This is a genomic window from Anaerobacillus sp. ABD4_527, assembly GCF_056160805.1.
Window position 1 is genome coordinate 1,960,298 of record NZ_JBSWXZ010000001.1, and the last position, 12,231, is coordinate 1,972,528.

Annotated in this window: 11 protein-coding genes; 5 read left to right on the forward strand and 6 right to left on the reverse strand. The window is 40.7% G+C overall.

Annotated features, from left to right (window positions below; all coding sequences use genetic code 11):
* Nucleotide 1: 1 nt before the first annotated feature.
* Nucleotides 2-925, reverse strand: coding sequence for an ROK family protein (locus ACXAHI_RS10155; protein ID WP_474847423.1), 924 nt, complete (start codon nucleotides 923-925; stop codon nucleotides 2-4).
* A gap of 196 nt (nucleotides 926-1,121) precedes the next feature.
* Between ACXAHI_RS10155 and ACXAHI_RS10160 the strand changes: the two genes are divergently transcribed.
* Both ACXAHI_RS10160 and ACXAHI_RS10165 read left to right on the forward strand, forming a co-directional pair.
* Nucleotides 1,122-1,709 carry a DUF5317 domain-containing protein gene (locus ACXAHI_RS10160; protein WP_474847425.1) on the forward strand — a complete coding sequence of 196 codons (588 nt, stop codon included), beginning with the start codon at nucleotides 1,122-1,124 and terminating at the stop codon, nucleotides 1,707-1,709.
* 182 nt (nucleotides 1,710-1,891) lie between these two features.
* Nucleotides 1,892-3,733: a bifunctional diguanylate cyclase/phosphohydrolase gene (locus tag ACXAHI_RS10165; protein WP_474847427.1), complete on the forward strand. Its 1,842-nt coding sequence runs from the start codon at nucleotides 1,892-1,894 to the stop codon at nucleotides 3,731-3,733.
* Between the two features lie 39 nt (nucleotides 3,734-3,772).
* Here the strand turns inward: ACXAHI_RS10165 and pcp are convergent, their stop codons facing one another.
* Together pcp and galE are read right to left on the reverse strand one after the other, a co-directional pair.
* Nucleotides 3,773-4,387 carry a pyroglutamyl-peptidase I gene (gene pcp, locus ACXAHI_RS10170; RefSeq protein ID WP_474847429.1) on the reverse strand — a complete coding sequence of 205 codons (615 nt, stop codon included), beginning with the start codon at nucleotides 4,385-4,387 and terminating at the stop codon, nucleotides 3,773-3,775.
* A gap of 321 nt (nucleotides 4,388-4,708) precedes the next feature.
* Nucleotides 4,709-5,710 carry a UDP-glucose 4-epimerase GalE gene (galE, locus tag ACXAHI_RS10175; protein ID WP_474847431.1) on the reverse strand — a complete coding sequence of 334 codons (1,002 nt, stop codon included), beginning with the start codon at nucleotides 5,708-5,710 and terminating at the stop codon, nucleotides 4,709-4,711.
* Nucleotides 5,711-6,026: 316 nt separating this feature from the next.
* Here galE and galU point away from each other — a divergent pair, with 316 nt between their 5' ends.
* The 3 genes from galU (at nucleotide 6,027) to ACXAHI_RS10190 (ending at nucleotide 9,549) form a co-directional block, all read left to right on the forward strand.
* Entirely contained in the window at nucleotides 6,027-6,917 is an 891-nt protein-coding gene (galU, locus tag ACXAHI_RS10180) for a UTP--glucose-1-phosphate uridylyltransferase GalU (RefSeq protein WP_270180164.1), read from the forward strand.
* A gap of 138 nt (nucleotides 6,918-7,055) precedes the next feature.
* A complete protein-coding gene (locus ACXAHI_RS10185) occupies nucleotides 7,056-8,966 on the forward strand; it encodes a response regulator transcription factor (protein ID WP_474847433.1) in 1,911 nt (636 codons plus the stop codon).
* Between the two features lies 1 nt (nucleotide 8,967).
* Nucleotides 8,968-9,549, forward strand: a complete 582-nt coding sequence (locus ACXAHI_RS10190) for a histidine phosphatase family protein (RefSeq protein WP_474847435.1) — start codon at nucleotides 8,968-8,970, stop codon at nucleotides 9,547-9,549.
* A gap of 79 nt (nucleotides 9,550-9,628) precedes the next feature.
* Here the strand turns inward: ACXAHI_RS10190 and ACXAHI_RS10195 are convergent, their stop codons facing one another.
* The 3 genes from ACXAHI_RS10195 to ACXAHI_RS10205 all read right to left on the reverse strand — a co-directional run bounded on the left by ACXAHI_RS10195 (nucleotide 9,629) and on the right by ACXAHI_RS10205 (nucleotide 12,218).
* Entirely contained in the window at nucleotides 9,629-10,162 is a 534-nt protein-coding gene (locus ACXAHI_RS10195; protein ID WP_474847437.1) for a GNAT family N-acetyltransferase, read from the reverse strand.
* Nucleotides 10,163-10,198: 36 nt separating this feature from the next.
* Nucleotides 10,199-10,696 (reverse strand): DUF6843 domain-containing protein, encoded by a 498-nt coding sequence (locus ACXAHI_RS10200; RefSeq protein WP_474847439.1) that lies wholly within the window; start codon nucleotides 10,694-10,696, stop codon nucleotides 10,199-10,201.
* Nucleotides 10,697-11,129: 433 nt separating this feature from the next.
* Nucleotides 11,130-12,218, reverse strand: a complete 1,089-nt coding sequence (locus ACXAHI_RS10205) for an iron-containing alcohol dehydrogenase family protein (RefSeq protein ID WP_474847441.1) — start codon at nucleotides 12,216-12,218, stop codon at nucleotides 11,130-11,132.
* Between the last annotated feature and the right edge of the window lie 13 nt (nucleotides 12,219-12,231).

Below are 12,231 nucleotides of genomic sequence, written 5' to 3' on the forward strand. Positions count from 1 at the left end.
ATTATTCCTCCTCATTTCGTTCGTTTCTAATGTTAATTCCAGCCATAGCAGCTCCAATCAATCCTGCATGATCTCCTAGGACCGCAGGCTCGATGACTACTTTTCCACGTAACCCTTCATATAGATAGCCGTCGACTTTTTTTCTGAGAAGCGAAAACAGCTCGCTTTGGGCATTCATTACGCCTCCACCAAGGATAAATACTGATGGGTCAAGTGTATGAACAAGGTTTGCGATTCCGATGGCAAGTGCATCCATCGCTTCACTTATGATTGCGATAGCAGCTTGGTTCCCTTCACCTGCCATGGCGAAGACCTCTTTTGCTCCGCCCTCAATTCCAAGCCTCGCCTTGCCCTCTCTACCGATTGCAGTTCCAGAAGCCAATGCTTCGAGGGAACCTGCATTCATATTAGCATGCTTCGGACCATTCGGCTTAATGATCATGTTTCCGATTTCTGCACCATAGCCATGTTCTCCTTGCACGATCTTATTCTGTAACACGTATCCTCCGCCTACTCCAGTACTGACTGTAATGTAAAAGGAACTTTGTTTGCCCTTTCCCGCTCCATACATCGCTTCACCTAGAGCAGCGGCGTCAGCATCATTTATTAGGAGAGTTGGAATACTCACTTCTTTCTGAACGATTTCCGTAATTGGAACATCCTTCCACCCTGGCAGGTTAGGTGGTGACATGATGATACCGTCGAAAGGATTTAACGGTCCAGGTGACCCAATCCCTATTGTTTCTACTTTATAAGTTTCAGTCAACTCTTTTATCATATCGATCATTCTCGCAATAATAGAAGTATAGCCAGACGTCGCAATCGTAGGGATTTGCCTAACTTGAAGTAAATGTCCTTTTTCATCTGTTACGCCAACTCGAAGATTCGTTCCTCCTAAGTCGATACCCATATAGTAGTTTCCCAAAATATCCCCTCCTGCCATTTCTTATTTTTATATGCTACCATGAATTGCGTAAAGATTTAGCGCAAATTTACAATTATTTCAATAACCAACATACATCGTCATAAATTGCTAAATTTTGAAAAATTTCTAGGAATTTCGTTGACTACTAGTAGTGCTCTGATAAACTATTATTAAACTAACAAATTAGGTGACAAACATGGTATTTGACGGTATTTTACTAGCCATTCTAATCGGTTTCCTAAGAAAAGGGAGCTTAAAAGGCTTTGCGTATTTATCATTCCGCGCTGGGTGGATATTCCCACTCTTACTTCTGATTGAAATAGGAGTTTTTGTCTATCAATCTTCCTATGCATGGATTGGAAAGTATAGTGGAGTACTATTTATGCTGATCTACGTCGTCGGCATGGCTTTTCTATGGTTAAACCGCAAGATTAACATTGGTATTCCAATCCTTTTGCTAGGTGTATTACTAAACTTTATCGTCATGGCACTAAATGGTGGTCGAATGCCAGTATCACTAGAAGCTGCTGCCATATTAGATCCAGCATATGCAAGCGCTATCCAAAATGGGTTATATGGAAAGCATGCAGTTCTGACCGATTCAACGTTACTAGGGTTCCTTGGCGATGTGATACCAATAACTGACCCTTATCCAAAAGATCAGGTAATCAGCTTTGGCGACATCGTTATGAATATAGGTATTTTTATCTTTATACAGCGAGTCATGGTACAGAATCGACATCCAGAAGATTCATCTTCCGCGACTAAGACGCTGTCTACTTAAAGGAGGTGACAGCATGGAAAGAAAAGAAGGCATTAAGCTAACTGGTATCATCGTTAATATTGCTATTATTTCTACCGCCTTAATCGCATTAACTTCTGGATTTAAATTAGTTTAATAGACGAAGAGGAGCACTCCTGTGCTCCTCCATCTTCAAACTAAATTTAAATGAGAGTGGTGGAAACATGAAGGGCATATTTCAAAATAACAACTACCTAGTGAACATGTACCTTTGCGTGGTATCTGTTGCTGGAATCTTATTATACATCTCAAGCTACTCTATGACGCCACTTAAATGGAGTCTGGCCTTCACGTTTATTACTGCGATCCTCCTCCTAAACCACTACACGATCTTGTTGCCTCCTAGCGGTAACTCCTTATCTATGGATTCAGCGATTTACCTGGCAATTTTGTTTGTATTTGGTTTAGATATGTCGCTAACAATCTTACTATTTACCTCACTTATCTATGCTGTGTATCAAAAGCAAGTCGTTTGGTGGAAACACCTCTTTAATTTCTCGATTTACGTCATCATGATTGTCAGCACATATTATTCTTTTCTATCAACTGGTGGAGAACTCAGTTCCATAACAGTTTTAAATATTTCTTCATACCTTGCGTCTTTTAGCGTTTACTTTCTCTTAAACGTATTATTTATCGGTTTATTTTTTCTTTTAACTCAAACTCAGAGCTTATTCATAGTGATTAAAGGAATGCTTAAAGAAACAATATCAAGCTATTTGATCACCCTTGTACTTTCATTGATACTTGTATTATTAATGAAGCAACAGGTGTTTCTGGGTATCTTTCTATTTACGCTCGTTGCGATCCTATTATCTGTCTCATTTAAACAGTACTTTCAGCTTTACCAGGAAGTTTCAGAGAAAGCAGATATGGATCACTTAACCGAATTATATAACCATGGTTATTTTAAAAATTTATTAGAAAAAGAAATCGATAAAGCTAAACGATCAGGCGAGGCTCTTTCACTCGGCCTATTGGATCTAGATGATTTTAAGAAATACAATGATCTTCACGGTCACTTGCAGGGAGATCGATTACTAAGGCATTTCGGTGCTGAAATGAAGAGGATAGCCAAGTCAGATTTCACTGTGGCAAGATATGGTGGCGAAGAATTCGCGGTGTTGATGCCTGGGCTATCTCAGCTAGAAGCTTATCGTTTTATTAATCAGCTGAGAAAACAAGTCAACGATATTTACTTCGAAGGAGTCGAGGTTCTCCCTCATGGCTGCCTATCTTTCTCAGCAGGCGTGATTGAATACAACCTTGAACTCTATAATTCAACTGAAATGATTGAAAAAGCCGATCAAGCGATGTACTTTGCGAAAACAAAAGGAAAGAATAACGTGTCCCTCTACGATACTGAAAATCTTCCTGTGGACACGTTTCAATATCAACAGGAAATGGATCACCTTGAACAGCAGCTGCGTATCTTTTTATACAAAGATGTCTATACGTATCGTCATAGTAGGCGGGTTTATGAGTATGCTATTCAATTCAGCAACAAGTTAAACTTGAATATGGCAGACCGCAAAACGCTCATTATGGGAGCTCTTATACATGATATTGGTAAGTTAGAAATCCCGAGAGATGTGATCAACAAAAAAGGAAAGCTTACAAAAGAAGAATGGGAAATGGTTCAAAAACACGTGATCTGGGGAAGAGAAATCGTTTCTACCGACCGTGAGCTTCACGACCTGCTGCCTCTTGTCGAACTGCATCATGAACGCTTCGATGGAAAGGGATATCCATATGGAATGAGCGGCTATGAAATTCCTAGACTCGTTCGTATGCTAACTGTAATAGACTCGTTCGATGCAATGACAACCGAACGACCTTATCAGGAAACGAAATCTTTCTCGGAAGCAATCGATGAATTAAAGAGTTGCTCAGGGTCTCAATTTGATCCACAGCTTGTTGAAGCTTTCATCGAAGTGATCGAAGAGTCTCCAACACTAGATACGGGTAACATTGACAGGGAACAGCCTGTACAGGCAAATCCATAAAACAAGCAGAGCATAAGCGCTCTGCTTGTTTTATATCTTTTAAACTTTTGCTTCTGCTATCGTATTGATCATGATTCGAATGGAATCTCGAATACTATTGAATGGAAACCCTGTATGAGCAGAATGGTGTAACGTCATTTCGAAAGTCGGTGGCACATGCACGAATCCTGCCGGCGTGTCGATGTTATTCTGTTCAAGAACATGAAGCACACTGTACATAACGTTATTACATAAGTACGTCCCTGCCGTATTAGAAATCTCTGCAGGTATTCCATTTTGCAAGAGGGCATCCGTCATCCGTTTGATAGGCAACGTTGAAAAGTATGCGGCTGGTCCGTCTTCTACAATCGGTTCATCTTCAGGAGCGTTCCCCGTATTGTCCTCAACGCTATCGTTCACGTTGATCGCGATTCGTTCAGGTGTAATCTTGGTACGATCTGCGGCTAAACCAAGCATGATGATCGCACTTGGCTTACATTCTTCCACATACGTGAGCAATCTTTCAGAAGCCTGTTTAAAATCAACTGGCAATACACGACCGATAATCTCAAATCCTCCAACCATTTCTTCATCCATCTCACGAACAATTGATTCAGTAGGGTTATGTCGATGTTCAAGAAAAGGTTCAAACCCTGTTAATAATAACCTATCCATTCTATTCGCCCCTTTCATCTTGGGGTCAGGCACTTACCAGTCCCCCAATAAATAAAATTAAAAAAACAAGTGAAAGGCCTACAAGAAACGTAATTCCCAGCTTTCGAATAGCAGGCGGGAATCGTTCCGTCATCGGAACTCGAATAAGAAAGATTAAAATTGCTAAAGAAAGGATTAGTAGCAAAAAGTATCCCAATACTCTAACACCACCGTTTCATTCTTACTACTATACCTTCCTCTTCCCCATTACATTTAGTTTTAATCGGATATAAAAAAAGTCATGCAAACCTACGCATGACCTCCGTACTATTATGCCAAAATCTATAATGAAACGTGGTCTTTCTTATACCCTTGAGGGTGGTGTTGGTGCCAATTCCATGCATGCTCAACAATTTGTTGGAGCTCTGGGTAAACAGGCTGCCATTCTAGTTGATCGATCGCTTTTTGAGACGATGCGATCAATATAGCGGGATCGCCTGCACGACGAGGCGCTTCCTCTGCTTCGATCGCTCTTTGGGTTACATTCCTGCATGTGTCGATCACTTCTTTTACAGTGAAGCCTTTTCCATTCCCTAAGTTAAAAATCGCACTCTCATCAGTTGTCTTCATTCGTTTCAACGCTAGGTAATGCGCTTGAGCAAGATCTAACACGTGAATGTAGTCTCTCACGCATGTACCATCCTTTGTCGGATAGTCACTACCAAAAATAGCAACTTTCTCACGTTGTCCGAGAGCAGCTTGAAGAACGATTGGAATCAAGTGAGATTCAGGATCATGATCTTCTCCAATACGCCCTTCAGGATCAGCACCTGCTGCATTAAAATATCTAAGCGATGTAGATTTTAAACCATAAGCCTCATCACACCAGCGAAGCATGTTTTCGATGGCGAGTTTTGTTTCACCATACGGATTCGTCGGAACCGTAGGATCACTCTCTTCGATCGGCGTTCTCTTAGGGTTTCCATAAGTTGCTGCAGTTGAAGAAAAAACGATGTACTTTACTTGGTGTTCAATAAGCTTAGAAACAAGAGCATGAGATCCTGTCACATTGTTACGGTAGTATTCTAATGGATTTGCTACGCTTTCACCGACAAGTGAACTCGCAGCAAAGTGAATAACGGAATCAATGTCGTGATCATTGAAAATTTGATCTAAAACTTTGCCATCCGTTAAATCAGCTTGGTAGAAAGGAACGTCTGTAAAAGCTTCTGCATGCCCCTTGGATAAATTGTCGAGTACAACAACTTCTTCTCCTTGCTCTTTCAAATACATAACAGTATGACTACCTATGTATCCTGCTCCTCCGGTTACTAAAATTGCCATTTTTTATCCCCTCCATCATCATAGTACCTGTTATCTCTCGTCGAATCTACACGTTATTTCCCGGAAAATAGTAAAAATCATTAAAAGAGCTATTGAATTCATCAAATGCTGACTATGAACTCTTTTTAATTGCAAAACGAATAAAGGAACATAGGAAATGGCGTCGAAATTAGTTTTAGGCAAGATTTTATTAATTCGACTTTAGAAACTTCACCAAGAAAAAACAGGAAAATCCAACTAATTTATGTTAGTATGGAAAAGGAATTTATAGGGAAATAGAAACATAAATTAACTAGATATTGGGAGGAATTCCAACGTGAGAGTGAGAAAAGCGATCATACCTGCTGCTGGTCTTGGAACACGTTTTTTACCAGCTACCAAAGCACAACCTAAAGAAATGCTGCCAATCGTTGATAAACCTACGATTCAATATATTGTAGAAGAAGCTGTCGCGGCTGGCATTGAAGATATTATTATCGTAAGTGGCCGTGGAAAGCGTGCGATCGAGGACCATTTTGATAAGTCCTATGAACTTGAAGAAACGCTTACTAAGAAACAAAAAACAAAGATGCTAAATGAAGTTAAAGAAATCTCTAACCTTGCAAACATTCATTACATACGCCAAAAAGAACCTAAAGGGCTAGGTCATGCGATTAATTGTGCTAGCCGGTTTATCGGAAACGAGCCATTTGCAGTTCTACTTGGAGATGACATCGTGCGATCTGAGAAACCATGTATCGGGCAATTGATGGAAAGCTACAACAGATACCGAACATCGATTGTTGGAGTACAACAAGTTCCTAGTGAAGACGTTTCTAAATACGGTGTCATCGCTCCAAAAGGAGAACAAATCGATAACGGCATCATTCCAATTCAATCTCTCGTTGAGAAGCCAGCATTAGAAGAAGCACCTTCTAATTATGCGATACTCGGCCGTTATATTCTCACACCTGAAATCTTCTCGATCCTCGATACACAGACAACCGGTGCTGGTGGAGAAATCCAGTTAACCGATGCGATCAAACGATTGAACGAACAACAAGCCGTATTTGCTCATGAATTCGATGGCATGCGTTACGACGTTGGAGATAAATTCGGTTTTATCAAGGCAACGATCGACTTCGCTTTATATCGTCCTGAACTTCGTGAAGATGTTATGAACTACTTAAAACAAGTAGTCGAACAAGAACTTGCTACAAAGAAATAAAGAAATCCGCATTCCATTCTCGGAATGCGGATTTTTAAAACTTCAATAAGATTTGCACGCTTTGCAGGAATATTGCTAATACATACGAAAGTATAGTATTTATATACTTTCGTATGCAAAATTATTCAACGGGGCGTGATGATACATATGCTGGAAGATTTACCGAACGTTCAAAAGGGTTTTAATCATTCTACATTCAGTTCGATTACGATTTCAAGAGAGAATGAAATCGACACTTTCCATAGATTATTAGTAGGAAAAAGCAGCGGGATTCTTTCGATCCATGGTCACTCTGGGACAGGTAAGAGTGAATTGCTTATGCACTTTCGTATAAAAGCTCGACGGAACGGAACACCGTTCTACCTCGTGAATGCCCAATACACAAGAGCTGATCCAACTTCATTTTTACACGCATTACTCGAGCAAATGGGGCCGGCTTCTTCTTCTGTTTCACCACTTGAGGCGATCTTCATGCACATTCAACACCTTGAGAAAGAGGGAATTCGTACGGTTATCGCCATTGACTCATATGAACATTATGAAAAGCTAGATGAATGGTTTCGACAGTCCTTTCTCCCCTCCCTACCTTCATCGATCATTTTCATTTTTTGTGGAAGAAAACCATTGAATACTTACTGGAAATCTTCTATATGGCACCCTTTTATAAAAACGATCGAGCTTCGTTCGTTAACGTATGAGCAATTTCAACTTATGATCAAGACGTCAACAGATGGTTATTTACAGAAAATTTGGCATCACTCGAAAGGAAACCCTTTTGCCATCTCACACCTTGTCTATTCCTCTAATAAAGCTCTTAAACTAGATGAAAAACTCGTACAAGAAACCTATCAGTATGTTGTCCGAGAATGGATGAGAGAAGTGACAGACGATAAGATGGTGGCTTATGTAGAGGCCGCTGTATTTGGAATTCAAATTCACCAGGAAAAGATAGAAGCGATCCTCAAAACCTCCTTATCTAGAAGAGAGTTCGAGCGTCTCACCTCATATTCTTTTGTTGAAGAAACCGCGGATGGTTGGAAACTTCATCCTCTTTTCCAAAATGCTTTGAAAACAGACCTAATGAAACGAAAACCAACGTACTACCATGAATTATGGAAAAACGCGCTGATGTATTGTCGGAAATACATCGAACAAAACGACCACGTGATTAGACTCAATGAGGTCAATGATTTTTTCTATCTTTTAAAAGATCGAATGATTCATTCTTCGCCGTTCAACAATGAAAATATTTCGATGTATTCTCTAACCTCAGCTCAACAAAAGGACTGGAGTGACATTCATTCTTTCCTTGATAAAGATAAAGAGCGCTTCTCGAAAGGTTCTTACATAACAAAGGAATCCCTTGAGAACATTGGATTACAGCACATTAAACTTCTGAGGAATGAAAAAGGAGTCGTCCGAGGGATGACCGTTACGATTCCTATCCAATCAACTACGATCGATTTATTAAAAGAAAGCTTGGTCACTCGAAGCTACTTTTCACAGTTGTCAAATACTGAAGAAAGACGAATTCGACATGCTGGTGAGCCCTGCGGTTGGGTTATCCGTTACCTCGATGTGAAAGATAAAAGTCAAAAAGAAGAGCTGTACGCATTGCTTTATCATCTCCTTCCACTTGTATTGACCGAAGGAATACTCGTTGCTTCTACCCCTGTCGTCTACTTTCAGAACCTTCTCGAACAATTTAACTTTCAAGAAATTCCTGAAGCATCCCACGACGATTATGGAATACACGCACGTTCGAAAACGTACGAGCTCGACTTAAACAACAAGCGTTTATCTCAATATCTTGATAATTTCGCACATGCGATCGGCGTGACATTCAATCAGACCCCGTTGGATCGTTATGGATTTACTCCTCGTGAAAAAGAAGTAGCCAATCTCGTCATCGAAGGGAAATCGAATGCAAGAATAGCGAGTGAACTATCTTTAACTGAAATCACGGTAAAAAAACACTTAACTCGAATCTATGCGAAGCTTCATGTAAAAAACCGAACAGAACTAACAAAACGAATATTAGGAGGCTAGTATGAAGCGCACAACAATTTATTTAGTGCGTCATGCACATTCTACCTACACGCCAGATGAGTATGGTCGTGGCCTTTCACAAAAAGGGACTGCTGACGCGAATAAAGTAACGGAATTAATGAAGGAACATCAAGTGGACGTGGTGCTTTCAAGCCCTTATCGTCGTGCGATTGCTACAGTTGAAGGAATTGCAAAAGAGATCGGTCAAGATGTGAACTTAGTTGAGGATTTAAAGGAGCGCCTTTTAGCTGGCAAGCCTTTAGAGGACTTTAATGAAGCGATCGATGCGGTTTGGAGGGACGAAACGTTCTCCTTCGATGGAGGAGAATCGAATGTGGATGCCCGTCAAAGAGGAGTACATGAATTAAAGAAAATTCTTCGTACGTATGAAGGTAAGAACGTAGTAATCGGTACTCACGGAAATATTATGGTGTTACTGATGAGTCATTTTGACGATCGTTATGATGTGACGTTCTGGAAGAGTCTTGATATGCCTGATATATACAAACTATCATTTCACGCGGAAGACCTTGATCATGTAGAAAGAATATTGAGTGCATCACAAAAGCAAACAACCTCATAGTCGACACTAAACCCCCGTTCTGAAAGAGCATACTCCTTTAAAACGGGGGTTTCGATGTTAAACAAACGTTTGATTAAGGCTACTCCCATTCGCTTCTAAGTAAGCCCATAATGACGGTATCATAGTACTTTCCATCAACGTACTCATTTTGGCGTAATCGCCCTTCTACCTTGAATCCGCACTTTTCATATGCTCTGATCGCACGAGCGTTTCCACTCCATGTGTCTAGCTGGATGCGCTGCATGTTTAATTGATGAAATAGATAACGAATCATTACCTTAATCGCATCACTTCCGTACCCTTTTCCCCAATAGGCTTTATCACCAATCGTAATGCCCATCACGGCGCACCTCGTAATGATGTTCACATCACGGTAATCTGCAATTCCTATTATTCTACCTTCCAAATCGAGAATAGAAAATACGCCATTCTCCGCTCGATCCATTTTGACAATCGTTTCATACGTACTTTCTACTTGTTCACGAGATACGTGTGTTAAAAGAGGAGAATTGCCTACCGCAAAGAGACTCACTTCATCATCGTTTCTCCACTGGTAGACATCTTCCATATCTTCAAGCGCAACAGCGCGTAGTTGAGTTAAGTTTCCATTCATCATTCCTTCATCCTTTTCTCTCAAAAAAGAGGCACTCTATTCCATCAGTCCCTCTTCGATTAATTTTGCTTCAAGTTTAGGTGTTAAATTTCGATTTACAGGGGCTTGTGGTCCTCGCCCTACAAAGTCTTCACTACAATGTGTTTCCGTGATGTAGAACGCATTATAAAGAAGTCGCCTGTCTTTGATGGTTATACCCCCGTTAGGAAAAAGATACGTACAATTCTCATCGATTTTCATACGTTTGTCTTTACGATCTACATAATAAAACTCATCTGTAACTGTTCCATACTCCATTTCTTCAGTAGAAGTTAGAAACATTCCATTCTTATCGTAACGAATGACGGTGAACCCTTTTTCCTTTTTCAACTTTGGTGCTCCCTCTACATTATAGACGGTGATCAATTGACCTTCGAAGCCCTCTGGAATCAAATGCAGCGTATCTGTTTTGTCATGGTTAGTAGAAGCTTTAGACGAACATGAAACCATACTTACAACCACAAGTGTCAAAACAAGTAGCTTGCTCCATTTCATTTCTGCTTCGCCCCCATTATATAAACCAACTCTATGAATAGTTCGACACCTACAAGAAAGTTCCTTCAGTTCAAGAACGGTGCCTGTCACCCCCCGCTATTTGTCGAAGAAAATATCAGACTATGGACTGATACAAAACCATCCTCGTGACCGGTTTAATCCAACTAATTTCTGCGTACACTGGAAGTAGAAAGAGAGAGGTAACACAGGAGAGAGCTACCGGAGAATCTTTAATAAACAGGCTGTTAAATGAATAAGATGAAAGATAAAAGGAGGGTATACTATGATATTTCTAATGAAGAATTTCTTCAAACCACAACCAAAACACAAGGAAGCATTTAGAAAACATCGCGACCGTCACATCGACCGGCTTTCCGATCACCAATACCATATATAAACCCCTGGATCTTTCTTAGATCCAGGGGTCTTTTTATCACGTCACTGTTTTCGTCATTTCTTCGAGCTTTAAAATCGCATTGGACAGTTCCTCAGGTGATACCTGCTTCGTAATATGAATCGTCTCTTCCTCTTTTGTTGCATATTTAGATACCGCTTCAACTTTAGCCTGGACATCGCTAGTGAAACCAAGTCCAGCTAGTGATAATGGTAACTCTACTAACTCATAGAAAGGGATCAACTCTTTGATCTCGTCCCACCGCTCTTCTAAAGCGAGCTGGGCGAGTATCCCATATGCCACTTTTTCCCCATGGAGAAAAGAATGTGTTTCAGGCTGATGTGTTAATGCGTTATGGATGGCATGCGCTCCAGCAACCCGCCCATACTGATCGCCGAAACCTCCTACCATGCCGCTTGTTAAGAGATTCGTTTCAATCACTTTTATAAACGATTCACTTAGGTGGCTGTTTCTCTGATCGATCAATGCACTTTCACCATGTTCTAACAGCACATCACGACAGCTTTTCGCAGCAACATACGCAAAATGAATCGGTACAGGATGTGAAGGAAGCGTTTCGATGATGCTTCTCGCTTCATACCATTTTGCGAGTGTATCTCCAATCCCTGCACGTAAGAATTCAGGCGGTGAGTCGAGCACAATTTCAGGTTCCACTAAAACAAGGTGCGTGCTTCGTGGGTAAACAATATGTTTTTGGAACTCTCCTTCCTCTGAATAAATCACACTGAGAGGCGTACACGCTGCACATGTTGAAGCGAGCGTAGGTATAAGTGCAGTTTCAATCAATAGTTCATTCGCTACTGCTTTTGCAACATCAAGAACCTTACCACCTCCCACACCGATTATAAGATCGGCACCATGAAGTCGAGCGAGCTCAGCTTGCCTTGTTATCTCAGCATTTGAGCACTCTCCTCTGTACCTCGAATACGCTGCTTTGAATCGGGAGAGATCAGGTAGATAAGGAGCAGCTGCTTCCCAAGATTTTTCTCCGTGAATAAGAAAGATGTTTTGGAACCCACCTTGCTCTAATCGATCTGGAAGTTCATCCAAAACACCTTGGTGACACTGATAGTGCCCCGGGGTTGCTCGAACATGAATTGGTTCCATAAGAAAACTCCTT